Genomic DNA, 18169 nt, shown 5'->3' on the forward strand with positions numbered 1-18169 from the left:
GCCAAGATGATTTTTAAAATATCAGGATTTAATTCAATGAATAATATCACTTTCCGTGCTGCTGTCCTCTCAGATTTACCGGCTATTATTGCGATGCTGGCTGACGATATTTTAGGAAAGCAGCGTGAGAATGCTATTTACCCGCCTGCACAAGAGTACGTTGATGCCTTTAACGCCATTAACCCTGATGCAAATCAGCTACAGGCCGTTGCTGTTTTGGGGGATAAAATTGTCGGTACACTGCAAATAACGTTTGTGCCCGGACTCGCCCGCCGAGGCGCGTGGCGTAGCCAAATTGAAGGCGTAAGAATCGGCGGTGCACATCGTGGGATGGGAATAGGCGAGCTGATGTTTGAATGGGCAATACAGACCTGCAGGTCGCGCGGCTGTTATCTGGTGCAGCTCACTACCGATAATCAACGCCCTGATGCACATCGCTTTTATGAGAAGTTGGGGTTTGTGTCAATTCATGCGGGTTACAAGCTTATGCTGTAGGGCCGCCAGAATTTGTCATAAAAAAAGCGGCGTTGAAACGCCGCTGATTTTTTTAATTTTTAGAACTTTATTCCCGCCGAGCTTATTGCTCCGGGTCGCCAGTTTCTTCTTCGGCGATCGGCAGTGGCCAGCCGCCTAAACGTTTCCAGCGGTTGACCAGTTCACAAAACAGTTCAGCAGTTTGCTCGGTGTCATATAACGCGGAGTGCGCCTGCGCGCTGTCAAAAACAATCCCAGCGCTAATACAGGCTTTTGCCAGCACGGTTTGTCCCAGCACTAGCCCGCTCAACGCCGCAGTATCAAACGTGGCGAACGGGTGGAAAGGATTGCGCTTAAGACCCGCGCGTTCGGCGGCGGCCATCAGGAAGCTATGGTCGAAATTGGCGTTGTGCGCAACAATAATCGCCCGATTGCAGTCCTGCTCCTTCATTCCCTTGCGGATCGCCTTGAAAATGGCGTGCAGTGCATCGTACTCGCTCACCGCACCGCGCAGAGGATTGGTGGGATCGATGCCGTTAAAGGCCAGCGCTTCAGGATGTAAAATCGATCCCTCAAAAGGCTCCACGTGAAAATGCAGCGTTTCGTCGTTGTGCAGCCATCCGTCTTCGTCCATACGCAAGGTTACGGCTGCAATTTCGAGCAGGGCGTCGGTCTGGGCATTAAACCCGGCGGTTTCTACATCAATTACCACGGGATAAAACCCACGGAAACGACCTTTCAGGGCGTTAATGTCACTTTTGTCAGCCATCTTTATCTTATCTTTAACGAATTCAGCGCGCATTATGGCAAATTTTCGAGCCAGATGCAGGAGGGAGAAGCAAATAGAAAAAAGGGCGCTGAATTAGCGCCCCAAAGTCACGGTATTAAAAGGGCTTAGTTGCCCAGACCCTGACCGGCGTGTTTGGACTCGATAAGCTCGATTTTGTAGCCATCTGGGTCTTCAACGAAGGCGATAATGGTGGAGCCGCCTTTAACTGGACCCGCTTCGCGCACTACGCTGCCACCCGCTTTACGGATGTCTTCGCAGGTTTGTGCTACGTCATCAACGCCCAGCGCCAGGTGACCGAATGCGGTACCGTGGTCATAGCTGTCAACGCCGTAGTTGTAAGTCAATTCAATGACTGCGCCTTTGCTTTCGTCTTCATAGCCAACGAAGGTCAAATCGTATTTGTATTCGGTATTTTGACTGGTGCGCAGTACGCGCATGCCCAGCACTTCAGTGTAAAATTTAATGGAACGCTGCATGTCGCCAACGCGGAGCATGGTATGGAGTAAACGCATAATTTCCTCTGATTTCCAGTTAAAATCTATTGAATACTAGACTAACTGAATGAAATTGCTTTGTCTTTAGGACTGCGCCCAACAGCGCAGTCTGTAATCAACGTGAGAATAAAAAGGGGATGCCTACAGCGTTGGGTAGTCGGTATAACCTTGTGCGCCGCCGCCGTAGAAAGATTCTGGCTGTGGGTCGTTTAATGGAGCATGGCTTTTTAAACGCTCAACCAGGTCTGGGTTGGCGATATAGCTGCGGCCGAAGGCAACGGCGTCGATGTAACCTTTTTCAATCAGTTCTTCACCTTTCTCGGCGGTGTAGGCACCCGCGCCGACGATCACACCTTTATAGTGCTGGCGAATAACTTTACGGAATGCCTCGGTATAGGCCTTGCCGCCTGCCCAATCTGGCTCTGAAATGTGCAGATACGCCAGGTTGCGCTTGTTCAGCTCATCCAGCAGATAGACTGCCGCAGCTTCTTGATCTTCACCGTTGTCCAAACCGTTGAATGGCCCCATCGGTGAAATACGAATACCTACGCGCTCAGCGCCGATTTCAGCTACGGTGGCGTCAACCACTTCTAGCGTCAAACGAGTGCGGTTTTCAATGCTGCCGCCGTACTGGTCTTCACGCACGTTTGAGGCCGGTGACAGGAACTGGTGCAGCAAATAGCCGTGGGCGGCGTGCAGTTCGATATAGTCAAAGTCTGCTTCGCGGGAATTAGCGGCCGCCTGGCGGAAGTCATTCACAATCCCCGGGATCTCACCAATCTCGAGTGCGCGCGGCGTTGAACAGTCTTCACGAACCGCATTACCGTGCTCGTCTCGCAGGCTGGTACGGGTGCCTGCGGCAATAGCAGAAGGCGCGACCGGCGCCTGATTGCCTGGCTGCAGGCTGGTGTGCGAGATACGGCCTACATGCCAAAGCTGCACGGCGATATTGCCGCCTTTAGCGTGAACGCCGGCAACAATTTTTTTCCATGCGGCGGTTTGTTCAGGCGTGTGTAGACCCGGCGCACCGGCATAGCCTTTCGCCTGGAATGAGACCTGCGTTGCTTCGGTTATAATCAGGCCGGAGCTGTGACGCTGAGCATAGTATTCGCCCATCAGTGGCGTCGGGATGTCACCCGGTTCAATACTGCGCAGGCGGGTTAACGGTGCCATGAATACGCGGTTAGGTAAGGTTTTATTGCCGACAACGAGAGGGGTAAAAAGCTGGGTCATGGTTAATCCTTTCTCTAAAAATTAGACTAGTCGATTACTGCATAATCCCTACACGTTAATAGACCGATCAGTCTAGGTCAACCCGACCCGCTTTCGATAGCTCATTTTGCTACGTAAAGATGCATCGCCTCTGTCGATCTGGTATAAAATGTATCCAACTTGTTAATTATTTATCCTTTATATTCACTAAGGCGGAGGAATTTTGGCTCAGCAGCTTGAGTTTTTTGACATCCCCAGTCCATGCCGTGGTGTATGTCAGGCAGGTCCTAACGGTTTTTGCCGTGGTTGCTTTCGCAGCCGCGAGGAGCGTTTTGGCTGGATGAACATGAATGATGTCGAAAAGCGTCACGTACTGCGGCTCTGTCACCAGCGTTTTCTACGTTTGAAACGCGCGGCAAAGCCCGCTGATGATCCCGCCCCTGAACAGCCTTCTCTGTTTTAAAATCCCTTTTAAATCAATGAAAAATTGCCGAAAGCAGCTATGCTTGCTGCTAAATAACGAGATAAGGAAATAAATCGCATGGAACAACGTACGCGTATTGCACCGCAAGGACCGGAATTTTCCACGATGATCTGTGGATATTGGCGGTTGATGGAGTGGGGCATGACAGCGCAACAACTGTTGGCCTTTATCGAGCAGCACGTCGAGTTGGGAATGACTACCGCCGATCATGCCGACATTTACGGAAACTATCAGTGTGAGGCTGCCTTTGGTGCGGCGATGAAATTGAAGCCGGCGCTGCGTGAGAAGATGCAGTTGGTGAGTAAATGTGGCATTTCAACCACCGCCGCCCCGGGTAATCGCATCGGCCACTACGTTACCGATAAAGCCTACATTGTTGCGCAGGCAGAGCGCTCGCTGGTGAATTTGCACACCGATTATCTTGACCTACTGCTTATCCACCGTCCCGATCCGCTAATGGACGCGGACGATACGGCAGAGGGTCTTATCGCGCTGCATCAAAGTGGTAAAGTGAAACATTTTGGCGTGTCAAACTTCACACCCGCACAGTTTCAACTGCTGCAATCTAGGCTGCCGTTTGCACTGGTGACCAATCAGGTCGAGATTTCACCGATACACCAGCCGGCTATCCTTGACGGTACTTTGGATAGTTGCCAGCAGGAGCGAATTCACCCTATGGCCTGGTCCTGTCTGGGGCAAGGACGGATATTTAATGACGCGGAGTTCCAACCATTGCGCGACGAGCTGCAAAAAGTGGCCGAAGAGATCGGTGCGCAGACTATCGATCAGGTGATTTACGCCTGGATTATGCGTTTACCGTCAAACCCGCTGCCTATCCTTGGCACCGGCAAGATTGAGCGCGTGGTCTCCGCGTGGGAGGCATTATCGCTTAATCTTAACCGCCAGCAGTGGTTCCGCATTCGCAAGGCGGCGCTGGGTTACGACGTTCCGTAAAGAATGTCACGCAGGTTTGGGCGCAGGTTCGCAAGGGCCTGCCGCCACGTCCTCAATATTTATCGCCGACTGCAACTGTGAAAGCGAACAATAAAGACGCCAGATAACGCCCGCCAACTGTCGCGCAGAAGCATCCGGATGGCGCGCCAGCGCCTCGCTAATGCGCTGGAGCTCGGTCAGACTTGCTTCGAGCCGCGGGTGACTGACTCCGCGTTCGGTCATGATCCCCTTCAGGCAGTGAATACAGATATCCCGCACTTTGGACAGCGGATTTGACCGCGTTTCCCACTCTCTCAACTGCCACACGATGTGACTACAGTTGAGCAAAACCACGCCCCAGCGCAACAGCCAGGTGCGAGAAACCTGATCCTGGCTCTGATTAAGCAGGTTGACGCGATAGTAAATCAGCGACTCAAACTGCAAGTGTGAAAGCTGCGGCCTGCGGCTGAGCTGGTCGATAAAATCACGGCGCAGCGCGCGGATCAGGCGGCGGCTTTTGCGCTGATCCGAGCTGGGGCGTAACACCTGAAAGGCTATCCCCGCCAGCATGATGCCGGCTATTTTTGCCAGCCCGTCATTGATAAAGGATTGATAGTCATAGGTGGGGGGATTTGTCACCGCCAAAAACGATCCACCAAACACGATAAGCTGTCCCCAGAGGGCGGCGTAGCGTTTCAACTGCAGTTTACACAGTTGCATGGTGGTGAGCATCGGCAGTAAAAAGGCGCAAAATAGCCAAAAGTCGTTGATTTGTACCATCAGGCCAAACTTCAGGATGTAGCAGCTTATAAATAGCAAAATCAGTGATTTGGTTAGCAGAGTAATGCTGTTGATCGGGGACGCGGTGGAGGAGTAAAGCACACAACCAATGGCCGCCAAGGTCACACCCGCCGCGCCTGAGTCCCACTGTGTGTTAATCCAGTAGGCGCAGGCAATCACAATGCAAATAAAGGTGCGAAAACCGCTGTAGGCAGCTTCGTAGCTGTCAGCGTGGCGAGTCAGGCGGCTGACCTTCGGCGCCCGAATCTGCTCCACGGCAACCAGATTGGCATTTTCGACCTGTTGTAACAGGCGTTCGGTGCGCAGATACAGCCAGCAGAAATCGCGAAGACGCTGCCAAAAAGCGATGTGACGGTAGTCAGCCGGATCCTGCGGGCGAATGAGCGTCAAGGTTTTTGCTAACTGATATTGCGTCATCTCAGGGGTGCGGAGCTGCTCGAGCAACGTAGCCAAAACCTGGTTAAGGTTTTCAGGTGGGGTAGGCCAATTGAGCATCATCCTGCGCAGGCTGGAAATATAGCTGGTTAGCCGCAATTGCTGGTGCAGCAGGTAGTTGAGTAAATTATTCTGCTGGCGCAGTCGGTAGTGACTCCAGAATGCCTGAATACGCAGCAGATTCAGTGTCAGAATCTGATTGATTACCCCTTCATGGGAGACGCGGATCTGCTGGGTCACTTCACTGCGCCACAGCAGCTGCGCGTGCTCAAGCAGTTGCACATGCATCTTGCGCAGCGACGTCAGCAGCGCATCGCCGTCGGAAGTACTCGGCAGCACCATCATCATAAAGGCGCCGCACAAAATTCCGGTAATGACTTCGCAAACCCTGGCCTGCGCGATATCGAAAATGGTGCCGGTATCGGTGACGTTAACCGTTGAGAAGGCGATGATAGCCGCCGTGTATCCGGCCAGCGCAAAGGCGTAAGAGACATTGTTTTGATAGAGGTTTGACACATAGGTACACAAGCCTAACCACGCCGCAATGAATAGGGTAAACAGCCAAGGATCGTTGAGGCAGTGTCCGGCTATCAATACCGCCGCCGATGCACCAAGAAGGCTGCCGAACACGCGGCCAATGCTTTTGCTTATCACGCCACCCACGGTGGGAAAACTAACCACAGCCGCCGAGGTCAGCGCCCAGTAGGGTTCGTCAAGTTCCAGCACAAAGGCAATCCACAGCGCGAGACACATGGCGATAGAATTACGCAACGCATAGCGCCACTGAGCTGCCGTTGCTTTACCCCACAGCGTATTTTTCCATTCCAGCCACGAGAGATTCACGCGTTTGCCTTAATAATGAATTGAAATTGTGCAGGTCGTACCCGCCACTAAAACCAAATTCTGCGGTATATTCTCAATTTTTATTCTCACCGGAACGCGCTGCGCCAGTCTCACCCACGGTACATTCGGTTTTACATCAAGTAATAAGCCGGTTGAGCTTTCAACGCTCTGGTCATATATTGCCCGGCCAATACTTTCAACTTGGCCCTTAAGTGGAATATTGCCGTTATACAAAATAATATCGGCCTGATTCCCGACGTTGATGTGTTTAAGTTTTGTTTCCTCGAAATAGCCTAAAACATAAAACGAATGTGCATCGATGAGCGCGACTAAGGGCGTTCCCGTGGAGGCATAGTTACCTTTGCGAGCCTGAAGGTTGGTGATATAGCCGTCCGTTGGGGCAAATAGAGTGGTTTTGCTTAAATTCCAACGCGCCTGTTCCAACGCGGCTTTGGCAGAGGCAAGACTTGCCTGCATGGACTTGGCTTCTAATACGGACTGATCTAAAGACTCACTGGAGATAACCTCGCGTCCCAGTTTTTGCCTGCGTTGGGCCTCGTGATTAGCCTTGTCAACGTCGGCCTGCGCTTTGTCTACCGAGGCCTGTGCGTTATCGACCGCAATTTGGAAAGGCACTGGGTCAAGGTTAAACAAAACCTCTCCGGCATGGACATATTGATTGTCATGGACCCTAATATCGGTGATTCTTCCGGACACTTCTGGTGTGATATCAACTAATTCGGCGCGAACTTTTCCATCACGCGTCCACGGCGACTGCATGTAATAGTTCCACATCAACCAACCAGCACAGAGCGCAACGGCAACCACCGCTATCGTTGAAAAATATTTAATTGTCTTAAATTTCATCTTTTTTTACTCGTTCACGACAAGAAACAGCGCAGCGCATATTGAAATGACAAATAGAGATAAATCCATCAATGTCGGATGCCATATCTCACCAGAATAGATCCAGTCCCGCAGTAAATGATGAATTAACAGCCAAATGAGTAGCCCAAGTAAAAAAGCTTTAAAAATGGGAGGGAAATAAAGGGAGGCACCCAGGACAAGATCTTGGAGAAAAGGACCAGAATGGAACATTTGGGCAATCACAATATTAATCTCTGCATCGGGTTGTGTTATAAATAACCTGCTTCTAAGTGCGTATTGGCATTTGGGGCACACGTCTCAGATTAATTGTATAAGGTATTACGTTTTTTGATTCGTAATTTTACGATTAAATACAAGAGAACTAAGCTAAACTCTGGGGAGTTATCTTAGCATGCTAATTATAAGGAGAGTGCATTGGAATCGAATCTTGGGTCAGATCTCGCACGATTAGTTCGTGTCTGGCGTGCGTTGATCGACGACCGACTTAAGCCGTTGGAGCTGACCCAAACGCATTGGGTTACTTTGCATAACATCAATATGTTGCCACCTGAGCAGTCACAAATTCAGTTGGCGAAGGCAATTGGCATTGAACAGCCCTCTTTGGTCAGAACGCTGGATCAACTTGAAGAGAAGAGATTGATAACCCGACAGACCTGCGCCAGCGATCGTCGCGCCAAACGCATTAAACTGACGGAGGAGGCGGCACCTATCATCAATCAGATGGAAACGGTGATTACCGATACTCGTAAAGAAATTTTATCGGGCATGTCCTCTACCGATATCTCTCTGTTGCTTGAAATGCTGGCTAGATTAGAAAAAAATATTGCTTCATTACAGAACAAACCTTAGCGATAGCGAAAGCGAACACCAGCGCGTACGTTTTAGTCATGGGCTTTGAATGTAAGTTTGAAAAAAAATCGGAACCTGGTTACCCAGGATTCCGATTTTTTGTGCCCGTCTTTTGTCTACAACGTGCGTCTACAGTCTAGACGGGCAATGTTTGCGGGAGGTTAAACGCTTGGAGAAACGGTGATAGTGCTGCCGCTGCTCGCCATGCTGACGCGTTGGCCAACATAGTATTTGGTATTGCTGTCTGCTTTCTGCACCACCATGATGGTGTTGCCATCGTCTTTACGGACCTGAAGCTCAACGCCGTTAGAGCGGTTCAATGCGCTTGAAACGCCTTGGCCAGCTACCGCACCGGCTACTGCGCCACCTGCCGTTGCAAGGCTGCGGCCTGCGCCACCGCCAATGGTGTTACCGAGGAAGCCACCTAACACAGCCCCGCCGATTGCGCCGATCACGTTGTTTTCGTCGCCACCTTGAATTTGTACCGGACGCACAGAGACCAGCGTGCCGTAAGTCACATACTGAACCTGTTTCGCCTGAGAGGCTGAGTAAACATTGCCCGACAGGGCGTTGTCGCTAACACAGCCCGCGAGGGAAGTGCCCATCAGAGCGACGATGAGAATACGCTTGATCATAAAAAGCTCCTGTTTAATTACACGCCGACGTTGCCTGGCGCTTCGACGTTTGAAATCGGGACACAGTTCAACATCATTGTAGATAGCGTCAGCTACTATCATAACTCAAACTGGTGATTATCTTATAGACACGCCTATCAACTAATAATAAACGTTGGTTTAATTTTGCGAGATTAGCAAAAAAATAACCGCTCTAAATCATTTCTTTGTGACGGTCTGTGCCACTATCGCGCAGACAAAACGCACGCAGGTCGCATATCTCTAATAAAAGGCAAAGTAAAACATAGCGTTGCTGGACGAGTTCTGTTTTATTAAACTTCTATCCTTACCGCTTTTCTGAGGGAGTTCAAAAGATGCTATCAATGAAGTCAGGTCGTTATATCGGCGTTATGTCCGGCACCAGTCTTGATGGTGTTGACGTGGTTCTGGCGGCTATTGATGAGCGGATGGTGGCTCAGCAGGCAAGTTATCTGCATCCCATACCTCAGGCAATTAAGGAGGCGGTACTGGGCATGTGTCAGGGGCAGGCAGTAACGCTGGCGCAGGTTGGTGAGCTAGACGCCCAACTGGGGCAGCTGTTTGCAGAAGCCGTGCTAGGTCTTATTAACCAGTCGGGCATTGCCGCTGAAGAGGTGACGGCGATTGGCTGTCACGGACAAACCGTGTGGCACCAACCTAAAGGTAACACCCCTTTCTCCATGCAGCTCGGCGACAATAACCGTATTGCGGCGATGACCGGTATTACCACCATTGGGGACTTCCGTCGCCGCGACATGGCTTGGGGCGGCCAGGGCGCACCGCTGGTTCCCGCGTTCCATCAGGCACTGTTGGCGCACCCGACCGAGCGACGGATGATCCTTAATATCGGCGGCATCGCCAACCTGTCTCTGCTGCTGCCGGGACAGCCCATTCGTGGCTATGACACCGGTCCGGGAAATATGCTGATGGACGCCTGGATTTGGCAGCATAAGCAGCGTCCCTACGACCACAACGCCGAATGGGCCAACGAAGGGCACGTTGACCTTACTCTGCTACAGCATATGCTTGCCGACCCGTATTTTTCGGAGCCTGCGCCAAAAAGCACCGGACGCGAATATTTTAATCAGGGCTGGGTTGATAAGCAGCTTGCACAGGTGCACCCACTCTCGCCACAGGACGTGCAGGCGACGCTGGCCGAGCTGACCGCAACCAGCATTACTGAGCAAGTACAACTGGCCGGAGGCTGCGACAGGCTGCTGGTGTGCGGCGGCGGTGCGCGCAATCCGCTGGTGATGGCACGAATGTCGGCCATGCTACCGGGCACGGAAGTGAGCAGCACCGACGCTTTTGGCGTCAGCGGTGACGACATGGAGGCGCTAGCCTTTGCCTGGTTGGCGTTTCGCACACTTTCTGGCCAGCCCGGCAACTTGCCGTCGGTCACGGGTGCCAGTCGCGAGACGGTACTCGGTGCGATTTATCCGGTTTTTTCAAACATCCCCCGCCAGTAGGCTAAGATAGTCGACGATTGACCTGCCTTTTTCGGCGTATAAAACAGGGGAAAAAGTCTATGGACATAAAAATAAAAACGGCGCTGCTGGCGCTGACGGGAGTTGCGCTCTCGGGCTGTAGCCTGATGGACCATAATAAACCCGCACAGTCTGACAACACCGTACTTCACTATAGCTGCGGCACCACACCGCTGACCGTCACGCTTGATAAACCGGCGCGTGAGGTTTCACTGGTGCTCGACGGCATTCAACTGCACTTGCCGCAGGTAGTGGCGGCCTCAGGCACGCGCTACAGTGACGGTCATTATACTTTCTGGTCTAAAGGGAATGCGGCACTGGTGCAGCGTGGTGATGACGTCATCATCAATGATTGTGATCTGTTGAACAGTGGAGCAAAATAAACGCATCCATTCATTACTGTGTGTTGACTCTATATGGCTGAAAATAGTGAATTTGATGTCGCCGATTTGCGACGTGAATATATTCGCGGTGGTCTGCGCCGCAAAGATCTGACGGCTGAGCCGCTGCCGCTGTTTGAGCTGTGGCTCAAGCAGGCGTGCGAGGCCAAGCTGCCTGACCCGACCGCCATGTGCGTGGCGACGGTGGATGAAAACGGTCAGCCTTATCAACGCATCGTGCTACTCAAGCACTTTGATGAAAAAGGAATGGTGTTCTTTACCAACCTAGGCAGTCGTAAGGCCCAGCAGTTGGCGGTGAATCCGCGCATCAGCCTGCTTTTCCCGTGGCACATGCTTGACCGTCAGGTTATCGTTTTGGGTCAGGCCGAGCGTTTACCGACGTTGGACGTTATGAAGTATTTCACCAGTCGTCCAAAAGACAGTCAGATTGGCGCCTGGGTTTCCCAGCAGTCTACGCGCATCTCCGCGCGCGGAATTCTTGAAAGCAAATTCCTTGAGCTTAAGCAGAAATTCAGCCAGGGCGAGGTGCCGTTGCCGAGCTTCTGGGGCGGTTTTCGCGTTAAATTTGACTCAATGGAGTTCTGGCAGGGAGGTGAACACCGCCTGCATGACCGCTTTATTTATCAGCGCGAAGGCGCCAGTGACGTCAATTCCCCGACAACGGGTTGGAAAATAGACCGTCTTGCCCCTTAAGCCGCTAAAAGTTGTCTGAAAACCTAGCGCTTGCCTCGCGAGCGCTTTATTCTATGTCTCCTACGTGACAAACGCGTGGATACTCTCCGCAGAGGGTGTCGGCGCATTTTTTTGCACTAATAATTTCGATAAACAATTTCCCAGAATTGATGGAGTTTTTGATGGCCAGCAGCAACTTGATTCAACAATTGCAGGAGCGTGGGTTAATTGCCCAGGTTACGGACGAAAAAGCGTTAGCGGAGCGACTGGCGCAAGGGCCAATTGCACTCTATTGCGGTTTCGATCCTACCGCCGATAGTCTGCATTTGGGCCATCTGGTGCCTTTGCTGTGCCTGAAACGCTTCCAGCTCGACGGCCACAAGCCTGTGGCTCTGGTCGGGGGAGCAACGGGCCTGATTGGCGACCCAAGCTTTAAAGCCAGCGAACGTAAGCTGAATACTAACGAAACCGTCAATGAGTGGGTTGAAAAAATCCGTCAGCAGGTTTCGCCATTCCTGGACTTTAGCTGTGGTGAGAACAGCGCCATTACTGCCAACAACTACGACTGGTTTGGCGGCATGAACGTGCTGACTTTCCTGCGTGATATCGGCAAGCATTTCTCTGTGAATCAGATGATTAACAAAGAAGCGGTGAAGCAGCGCCTTAACCGTGACGACAGCGGCATCTCCTTCACTGAATTCTCCTACAACCTGCTGCAAGGCTACGATTTCTCTTCTCTGTATGACCTGCATCAGGTTGAGCTGCAAATTGGTGGCTCCGACCAGTGGGGTAACATCACCTCAGGGATTGACCTGACCCGCCGTCTGCACCAAAAGCAGGTCTTTGGCCTGACAGTACCGCTTATCACCAAGGCCGACGGCACCAAGTTTGGTAAAACCGAAGGCGGCGCAGTGTGGTTGGATCCGAAGAAAACCAGCCCGTACAAATTCTATCAGTTCTGGGTTAATACCGCCGATGCCGACGTTTACCGCTTCCTGAAATTCTTCACGTTCATGAGCCTCGAAGACATTAACGCGCTGGAAGAAGAAGACAAAAACAGCGGTAAGGCACCGCGCGCGCAGTACGTGCTGGCCGAACTGGTTACTGGCATGGTGCACGGGGAGGAGGGCCTGGCGGCGGCACGTCGTATTACCGCGAGCCTGTTCTCTGGTTCACTGAGCGACATGACCGAGGCTGACTTCGCCCAACTGGCGCAGGACGGCATGCCAACCATCGAGCTGGAGGGTGAAGTTGACTTGCAGCATGCACTGGTTACCTCCGAGCTGGAGCCTTCCCGAGGCCGTGCTCGTACCGCTATCTCATCCAATGCGGTGGTAGTCAACGGCGAAAAACAGGCTGACCCTGAATATAAATTCAGCGCCAACGATCGTCTGTTTGACCGCTATACGCTGCTGCGTCGCGGCAAGAAAAACTACTGCCTGGCAGTCTGGAAATAATTCACTGAATCCACTCACGGGCGCTAAACCTCTGCGCCCGTGGGTTATATCACTTACCCGTTGCGCCATCATTGCTGATGACGTCGGCATCGGACCCAGCATGAAAAATATTCTCTCGATTCAATCCCACACTGTTTTTGGCCACGCAGGCAACAGCGCGGCAGAATTTCCTATGCGCCGCATGGGCGCAAACGTTTGGCCGCTGAATACCGTACAGTTCTCCAACCATACACAGTACGGCCACTGGACCGGCTGCGTGATGCCAGCCAGTCATCTGACTGATATTGCGCGCGGAATCGCCGAAATTAACCGTTTAAAAGATTGCGATGCGGTGCTCAGTGGATACATCGGTTCTGCAGAGCAGGGTGAACACATTCTTCAGATCGTTAAACAGGTAAAGGAGACGAATCCGAACGCGTGGTATTTTTGTGACCCAGTAATGGGACACCCTGAAAAGGGCTGTATCGTTGCCCCTGGCGTGGCCGAGTTTCACTGCAAGCTGGCATTGGTTAACTGCGATATTATTGCACCAAACCTGTTAGAGCTGGAAATGCTCAGCGGCCATACAGTCAGCAACGTTGAAGAATCGGTGGCGGCGGCGCGTGAACTGATCGCCAAAGGGCCAAAAGTGGTGCTTATCAAGCATCTGAGTCGCGCCGGATATCACAGCGATCGTTTTGAAATGCTGCTGGTCACCGCCGATGAGGCGTGGCACATTCATCGCCCGTTAGTTGATTTTGGCGTGCGTCAGCCAGTTGGCGTAGGCGATTTAACCAGTGGGCTGCTGCTGGTGGACCTCCTGAAAGGCGAGGCGCTGGATAAAGCCTTAGAGCACGTGACGGCCGCAGTCTATGAAGTGATGCTGGCAACTCATTCAATGGGTGAATATGAGCTTCAGGTTGTGGCTGCGCAGGACAAGATTGTTAATCCGAGTCATCACTTCCCGGCGGTTAAGCTTTAGGCTAAACCCTGGCTGATTTTCATTGGTTGATGGGGACATTGAATGGGTGAAAACAGGAGGAGGGGGGAGTTTACGAATTAGATAAAACTCAGCCGCTTGCCCCCCATCACAGCCTTCCCCCGCAAGCGGGGGAAGGGGATACACCGCTAATCTATTGCAGTACACCTTGGTACGGGGAAGGGACTAACCTTTATTTTAGGCCTTCAGCCACCAAGGCGGCGTCAACCGCTGGGCGTGATGCTACGCGGTCAAGATACTCATTCAGATCACTGAGTGCAGACAGGTCAAATTTCAACGCTTTTGCCCAACCCATGACCGTAAACAGATAAGCATCGGCCACGCTAAAGCGGTTACCGAGCAGGAACTGCTTACCTTTCAATGAAGAATTAACGTAGGCAAATTTTTTGTCGAGTGCTTCGCGGGTCACGACTTTAAACTCATCAGGCGTTTTAGGATTGAACAGCGGGCTAAAGCCTTTATGCAGTTCGGTCGCCACGTAGTTGAGCCACTCAAGTGCATGATAGCGCGCCAGCGAACCCACTTCCGGCAGCAGTTGGCGGTCAGGTTTCTGATCCGCAATGTACTGAACAATCGCCACGCCTTCGGTCAGGATGGTGCCATCATCAAGCAACAGTGTCGGAATTTGTCCCTTAGGATTGACCTCGAAGAAGTCATCACCGTGCTCGGTTTTTTTGGTGGCCAAATCAACGCGGGTAATAGTGAAATCAATACCGGCCTCACGTAAAACGATGTGAGGAGAAAGCGAACAAGCACCTGGTTTATAATAAAGTTTCATACAAACTCCGTCTGATAAGTTGGCCCTATCCTAGTGGGGAGCAAGGCAATTGTCAGGAACTAAATCGTAAATAAGAGGCGATTGTTTATATTATACGCTATCTGCTGACGCTGTTGAGATAATCCTTAACGGCTTCTTCAACGTTGACTGGCGCGGGAAGCAGCGGCGCACGCAGTTCGTTTTTCATCATCCCGTCGAGCGACAGCGCAAATTTAATTGCCGCCGGGTTGGGGGCAGAGAACATCAGGCGGATCATCGGCATGAGTTCAAAGAAATTTTTGCGCGCCGCGGCTAAATCTCCCGCTTCAACCTGTTTCACCAAGGCCACAAACTTTTCCGGGAAAATATGCGACGAGGCTGCGATAGCCCCCGTGCCGCCCATGCACAGTGTAGAGAGAATCTGCCCGTCTTCGCCCGACATCACATCAAGCTCGCCGTCGGCGATAAGCGAACAGGTGAGATCATGGCTGCCGCCGCAGTCTTTAATAGCCACAATGCGCGGGTGTTTGGCCAGGCGTCGCAGCGTCTCCAGCTCAAGGTGGATGCCGGTACGATAAGGCACGTTATACACCACGATAGGCACGCTGGACTTGTCGGCCAGTTCAGTAAACCACACTTCGAGCGCGGCCTGTGAAGGACGAATATAGTAGGGCGCAGGCAGTAAAATAGCGGCAATTGGACGCTGGGTAATGGCCTGTTGCATCGCCAGTACGCTTGGCAAGTGGGTGCCTGAAAGGCCCATCATGACTTTTTCGCCGGGCACGACGCTAAGGACGACGTCGAGCACCTGCAACTGTTCTTCGTCGCTGAGCATGGGCGCTTCACCCGTGGTGCCGCACACCACAACGCCCGCCACGCCCTGTTTCATCACGTGATGACACAAAGACGACAGCGCGGGGAAATCAATTTCGCCCTGATTGAAAGGTGTCACTAGCGGAACCCAAATACCAGAAAATGTTGACATAATTTATACGCATGACCCGAAGGTCACCCAAAAAAGTGTAGGGGGAAGGCTTTCAAAACCTATTCATAAGTTGCCGTTTTCCAGCTTACAAAGAGTCTGCGGTAAAAACCCTGCCTCGGCTAATGGAATGATTTAATAAGGCCGCGAGCATTATTGATGGCGCTAATAATGACGCTTTTTACAGCGCTTTTTGAACCCTGTTCTTTCTGGCTTCAGAGGGGATAAACGTGTGTGCTGTGGCGCAGGACGGTATCCAGAATCAGACCGGCACGTTAGAGCGGAGGTGGGGCAGGAGGATTCGCGTGTTTTTCGCGGTACTCACGGCGGTAGGCACGCGATTTCATGCGGCCTTCCAGCCACAGGTAGGTGCAAACGATGCAAACGCCGCCGGAGAAAATGATATTGCGCATATCACGGTCGTAGAAAAATACCAGCATGCAGTCAAGCGCGGCGACAATGGCAAACCATTTATGGACGTGCGAGAGCTTGCGGGTTTCTGCATTAAGGCGTTTTAGCTGACGTCCTTCATCCAGGACTTTTCGTTTTTCCATGATGGCATTCCTGGTGAACGTAGGTTGTGAATTAAATATAACAAAACGAATAAGCAAATACTGGGCCGTAATGCAAAATTTCCGCAGCTTTTGTCAAAAAAGCTTACAGAGTGGTTTCAATAGTTTTAATCACACAGCTTATCTTGTCGCGTAGCCACATGATGGCCGGATCGCTATCGGCATGAGCGGGCCACACCAGGACATTCGGAAACTCCTCTAATTCTAACGGTACCGGGCTGCACGCGAGATTAAATGCTGCACTGTAGCGCTGGGCAATTCTTTTCGGCAGTGTCACCAGCACCGGCGAATGTTCGGCAAATGACAGCAGCGTGAGAAAGTTCGGTGCCGCAAAAATGGCATTCAAGGTGGCACCGGCGCGGTTAAATGCCCCTTCAATACATCCCATCAGCGTTTCGTTAAACGATATCAGCGCATGAGGTTGGGTGAGGTAGTCCTGTCGGCCAATGGGTGCGCTAAACGGCAATAACTTGGGATTAAAACAGCAGGTGAGCTGTTCGTTAAAAAGTGCTTCACTGCTGTGCCACTGGCCCTGTTCGCCAAAGCAGCCAACCGCCAGGTCTATTTCGCCACTGTCGAGAACCGCCCTGATATTTTTACGCTCCACGTGGCGGGCAACAATCTTGAGTCCGGGCGCATTACGCTGCAAGTCGACCATCAGCATCGGCAGCAGATGCACCGCCAGTTCACTGGAACAGCCGATGCGAAACAGGCGTTGAGCCGTGGTGGCATCAAATTCTTCGGTGAACGCCAGCGCATCTTCGGCTTTTTGCAGCACGGGCCGAATACGCAGGCTGAGGCTTCGCGCGCGGCTAGTAGGCTGCATACTTTGCCCAACGCGGACAAACAGCGGATCGCCAAATAACATACGCAGCGTTTTCAACGAATGACTCATTGCAGGCTGCTGGATCTTCAGGCGTGCTGCGGCGCGGGTCACATTTAACTCTTCCATCATGGCATCAAAAGCAATCAGCAGGTTGAGGTCAAAATTACGTAAATTGAAATGGTCGATAGTGGTCATGATTAGCATCGATTTGAGTAATGAGTGGGTTATTTATACGATGCTTTCACTAACAAAACAAGTGAAGGCAACCCTCATGATCGAATCGTTATTGTCCTATCGGGTCGGAGATTTACGCATTACCCGTATTTCTGAAATGAGTTTGCAGGGAGGATCACCACAAGAGTTGTTTAACCAAAATTTTGATGCCGAGCAGTTCGCAGCCTATCGCGACAAGTCAACGGAGCATGACTTGCAGGCCGACGGCGAACACCTGATACAGAGCATTCACAGCTGGCTGGTGCAGTCGCCCGAGTATACGTTGCTTATTGACGCAGGATCGGGAAATGAAAAGGAGCGGCCTAATGCGCCCATTTTTCATCATCTGAATACCGATTTTTTGACTCGGCTTGCCAGTCTTGGCGTGTCGCCAGAGTCAATTGACTATGTGTTGTTAACCCATTTACACGTTGACCACGTGGGCTGGAATACACAACGGGTTGACGGCAAATGGCTGCCTACGTTCCCCAATGCGACCTACCTGTTTTCTGCCATTGAGGCCCGCTACTACGCCAGCAGCGCCAGCCACAACGAGGTTAACCGTACGAGCCTCGGTGTTTACGAAGACAGTATTTTTCCCCTGATCGAGGCCGGTGTGGCCAAACTCATCGGCAAAGAGGGCGGTGAAGTGCTTAACGGCGTGCGCTTTATTCCCACGCCGGGTCACAGCATCGACCATATGTCGATAAGCATTGAGTCTGGCGGCGACGTGGCGTTTTTTGCTGGTGATTTGATGCATCACCCACTGCAGGTTTACAACACCGAATGGAACACCCGCTACTGCGAATTTCCCGCACAGGCCTCGGCTTCACGGCGTTGGGGGCTTGAATATGCCGCCGACAGCGGTGCCTTGTGGTTTAGCACCCACTTTGCCGGTACGTCGGTAGGCCGGGTGTATCGAGAAGACGAACAGTTCAGTTGGCAGTACCGTTAACAACTTTATCCT

21 protein-coding genes are annotated in these 18169 nt (G+C 51.9%); 10 read left to right on the forward strand and 11 right to left on the reverse strand.

The features are described from left to right. Positions 1–36: 36 nt before the first annotated feature. Positions 37–495, forward strand: a complete 459-nt coding sequence (locus BS639_RS07680; protein ID WP_084982739.1) for a GNAT family N-acetyltransferase — start codon at positions 37–39, stop codon at positions 493–495. Positions 496–577: 82 nt separating this feature from the next. Here the strand turns inward: BS639_RS07680 and rnt are convergent, their stop codons facing one another. The 3 genes from rnt to nemA all read right to left on the reverse strand — a co-directional run bounded on the left by rnt (position 578) and on the right by nemA (position 2991). Then, complete coding sequence (gene rnt / locus BS639_RS07685; protein WP_055770277.1) at positions 578–1276, reverse strand: ribonuclease T; 699 nt, start codon at positions 1274–1276, stop codon at positions 578–580. Positions 1277–1368: 92 nt separating this feature from the next. Further along, the gene (gene gloA, locus BS639_RS07690; protein ID WP_055770281.1) at positions 1369–1776 is read right to left on the reverse strand and encodes a lactoylglutathione lyase; all 408 of its coding nucleotides are present in this window, start codon (positions 1774–1776) and stop codon (positions 1369–1371) included. A gap of 123 nt (positions 1777–1899) precedes the next feature. Further along, complete coding sequence (gene nemA, locus BS639_RS07695) at positions 1900–2991, reverse strand: alkene reductase (RefSeq protein WP_055770284.1); 1092 nt, start codon at positions 2989–2991, stop codon at positions 1900–1902. A 202-nt stretch (positions 2992–3193) separates the two neighbouring features. Here nemA and BS639_RS07700 point away from each other — a divergent pair, with 202 nt between their 5' ends. Together BS639_RS07700 and BS639_RS07705 are read left to right on the forward strand one after the other, a co-directional pair. Next, a complete protein-coding gene (locus tag BS639_RS07700; RefSeq protein ID WP_072156371.1) occupies positions 3194–3433 on the forward strand; it encodes a DUF1289 domain-containing protein in 240 nt (79 codons plus the stop codon). Positions 3434–3511: 78 nt separating this feature from the next. Continuing rightward, positions 3512–4408 carry an aldo/keto reductase gene (locus tag BS639_RS07705; RefSeq protein WP_084982741.1) on the forward strand — a complete coding sequence of 299 codons (897 nt, stop codon included), beginning with the start codon at positions 3512–3514 and terminating at the stop codon, positions 4406–4408. Positions 4409–4414: 6 nt separating this feature from the next. Here BS639_RS07705 and BS639_RS07710 read toward each other — a convergent pair whose 3' ends face one another. The 3 genes from BS639_RS07710 to BS639_RS07720 are packed head-to-tail and all read right to left on the reverse strand — an operon-like array spanning position 4415 to position 7576. Then, entirely contained in the window at positions 4415–6466 is a 2052-nt protein-coding gene (locus BS639_RS07710; RefSeq protein WP_055770293.1) for an FUSC family protein, read from the reverse strand. Positions 6467–6475: 9 nt separating this feature from the next. Beyond that, a complete protein-coding gene (locus tag BS639_RS07715; RefSeq protein WP_084982742.1) occupies positions 6476–7333 on the reverse strand; it encodes an efflux RND transporter periplasmic adaptor subunit in 858 nt (285 codons plus the stop codon). A 6-nt stretch (positions 7334–7339) separates the two neighbouring features. Next, positions 7340–7576: a DUF1656 domain-containing protein gene (locus tag BS639_RS07720; RefSeq protein ID WP_072156372.1), complete on the reverse strand. Its 237-nt coding sequence runs from the start codon at positions 7574–7576 to the stop codon at positions 7340–7342. Positions 7577–7768: 192 nt separating this feature from the next. Between BS639_RS07720 and slyA the strand changes: the two genes are divergently transcribed. After that, positions 7769–8203 carry a transcriptional regulator SlyA gene (gene slyA, locus BS639_RS07725; protein WP_055770299.1) on the forward strand — a complete coding sequence of 145 codons (435 nt, stop codon included), beginning with the start codon at positions 7769–7771 and terminating at the stop codon, positions 8201–8203. 161 nt (positions 8204–8364) lie between these two features. On the opposite strand, the gene BS639_RS07730 is transcribed toward slyA, so the two are convergent. Beyond that, positions 8365–8838, reverse strand: a complete 474-nt coding sequence (locus BS639_RS07730; RefSeq protein ID WP_055770303.1) for an outer membrane lipoprotein — start codon at positions 8836–8838, stop codon at positions 8365–8367. A gap of 362 nt (positions 8839–9200) precedes the next feature. Here BS639_RS07730 and anmK point away from each other — a divergent pair, with 362 nt between their 5' ends. From anmK to pdxY, 5 genes are all read left to right on the forward strand, one after another. Further along, positions 9201–10325 carry an anhydro-N-acetylmuramic acid kinase gene (gene anmK, locus BS639_RS07735; RefSeq protein ID WP_084982743.1) on the forward strand — a complete coding sequence of 375 codons (1125 nt, stop codon included), beginning with the start codon at positions 9201–9203 and terminating at the stop codon, positions 10323–10325. A 59-nt stretch (positions 10326–10384) separates the two neighbouring features. After that, positions 10385–10726, forward strand: coding sequence for an MliC family protein (locus BS639_RS07740; RefSeq protein WP_173882074.1), 342 nt, complete (start codon positions 10385–10387; stop codon positions 10724–10726). Positions 10727–10759: 33 nt separating this feature from the next. Further along, a complete protein-coding gene (gene pdxH / locus BS639_RS07745) occupies positions 10760–11437 on the forward strand; it encodes a pyridoxamine 5'-phosphate oxidase (protein WP_055770309.1) in 678 nt (225 codons plus the stop codon). Positions 11438–11598: 161 nt separating this feature from the next. Continuing rightward, the gene (gene tyrS / locus BS639_RS07750) at positions 11599–12873 is read left to right on the forward strand and encodes a tyrosine--tRNA ligase (protein WP_084982744.1); all 1275 of its coding nucleotides are present in this window, start codon (positions 11599–11601) and stop codon (positions 12871–12873) included. Positions 12874–12973: 100 nt separating this feature from the next. Beyond that, entirely contained in the window at positions 12974–13834 is an 861-nt protein-coding gene (gene pdxY, locus BS639_RS07755; protein ID WP_084982745.1) for a pyridoxal kinase PdxY, read from the forward strand. A gap of 190 nt (positions 13835–14024) precedes the next feature. Here pdxY and gstA read toward each other — a convergent pair whose 3' ends face one another. The 4 genes from gstA to BS639_RS07775 all read right to left on the reverse strand — a co-directional run bounded on the left by gstA (position 14025) and on the right by BS639_RS07775 (position 17184). Next, on the reverse strand, positions 14025–14630 hold the full coding sequence (gene gstA, locus BS639_RS07760) for a glutathione transferase GstA (protein ID WP_084982746.1): 606 nt from the start codon (positions 14628–14630) through the stop codon (positions 14025–14027). Between the two features lie 97 nt (positions 14631–14727). Further along, positions 14728–15594, reverse strand: coding sequence for a 4-hydroxy-tetrahydrodipicolinate synthase (dapA, locus tag BS639_RS07765; protein WP_055770321.1), 867 nt, complete (start codon positions 15592–15594; stop codon positions 14728–14730). 272 nt (positions 15595–15866) lie between these two features. After that, positions 15867–16145: a hypothetical protein gene (locus BS639_RS07770; protein WP_055770325.1), complete on the reverse strand. Its 279-nt coding sequence runs from the start codon at positions 16143–16145 to the stop codon at positions 15867–15869. A gap of 103 nt (positions 16146–16248) precedes the next feature. Beyond that, entirely contained in the window at positions 16249–17184 is a 936-nt protein-coding gene (locus tag BS639_RS07775; protein ID WP_084982747.1) for a LysR family transcriptional regulator, read from the reverse strand. Between the two features lie 76 nt (positions 17185–17260). Here BS639_RS07775 and BS639_RS07780 point away from each other — a divergent pair, with 76 nt between their 5' ends. Further along, the gene (locus BS639_RS07780) at positions 17261–18157 is read left to right on the forward strand and encodes an MBL fold metallo-hydrolase (RefSeq protein WP_084982748.1); all 897 of its coding nucleotides are present in this window, start codon (positions 17261–17263) and stop codon (positions 18155–18157) included. The last annotated feature ends 12 nt before the right edge of the window (positions 18158–18169 follow it).

Source organism: Rouxiella silvae, from assembly GCF_002093625.1.
In the GTDB taxonomy this organism is placed as follows: domain Bacteria; phylum Pseudomonadota; class Gammaproteobacteria; order Enterobacterales; family Enterobacteriaceae; genus Rouxiella; species Rouxiella silvae.

Bases quoted from the DNA above. Each gene is read 5' to 3' on its own strand.
- rnt (WP_055770277.1), bottom strand. From the start codon at position 1,276: ATGCGCGCTGAATTCGTTAAAGATAAGATAAAGATGGCTGACAAAAGT.
- BS639_RS07730 (WP_055770303.1), bottom strand. From the start codon at position 8,838: ATGATCAAGCGTATTCTCATCGTCGCTCTGATGGGCACTTCCCTCGCG.
- dapA (WP_055770321.1), bottom strand. From the start codon at position 15,594: ATGTCAACATTTTCTGGTATTTGGGTTCCGCTAGTGACACCTTTCAAT.
- BS639_RS07715 (WP_084982742.1), bottom strand. From the start codon at position 7,333: ATGAAATTTAAGACAATTAAATATTTTTCAACGATAGCGGTGGTTGCC.
- BS639_RS07740 (WP_173882074.1), top strand. From the start codon at position 10,385: ATGGACATAAAAATAAAAACGGCGCTGCTGGCGCTGACGGGAGTTGCG.
- gstA (WP_084982746.1), bottom strand. From the start codon at position 14,630: ATGAAACTTTATTATAAACCAGGTGCTTGTTCGCTTTCTCCTCACATC.
- BS639_RS07680 (WP_084982739.1), top strand. From the start codon at position 37: ATGAATAATATCACTTTCCGTGCTGCTGTCCTCTCAGATTTACCGGCT.
- anmK (WP_084982743.1), top strand. From the start codon at position 9,201: ATGAAGTCAGGTCGTTATATCGGCGTTATGTCCGGCACCAGTCTTGAT.
- BS639_RS07775 (WP_084982747.1), bottom strand. From the start codon at position 17,184: ATGACCACTATCGACCATTTCAATTTACGTAATTTTGACCTCAACCTG.
- BS639_RS07780 (WP_084982748.1), top strand. From the start codon at position 17,261: ATGATCGAATCGTTATTGTCCTATCGGGTCGGAGATTTACGCATTACC.
- BS639_RS07705 (WP_084982741.1), top strand. From the start codon at position 3,512: ATGGAACAACGTACGCGTATTGCACCGCAAGGACCGGAATTTTCCACG.
- nemA (WP_055770284.1), bottom strand. From the start codon at position 2,991: ATGACCCAGCTTTTTACCCCTCTCGTTGTCGGCAATAAAACCTTACCT.
- tyrS (WP_084982744.1), top strand. From the start codon at position 11,599: ATGGCCAGCAGCAACTTGATTCAACAATTGCAGGAGCGTGGGTTAATT.
- pdxH (WP_055770309.1), top strand. From the start codon at position 10,760: ATGGCTGAAAATAGTGAATTTGATGTCGCCGATTTGCGACGTGAATAT.
- pdxY (WP_084982745.1), top strand. From the start codon at position 12,974: ATGAAAAATATTCTCTCGATTCAATCCCACACTGTTTTTGGCCACGCA.
- gloA (WP_055770281.1), bottom strand. From the start codon at position 1,776: ATGCGTTTACTCCATACCATGCTCCGCGTTGGCGACATGCAGCGTTCC.
- BS639_RS07770 (WP_055770325.1), bottom strand. From the start codon at position 16,145: ATGGAAAAACGAAAAGTCCTGGATGAAGGACGTCAGCTAAAACGCCTT.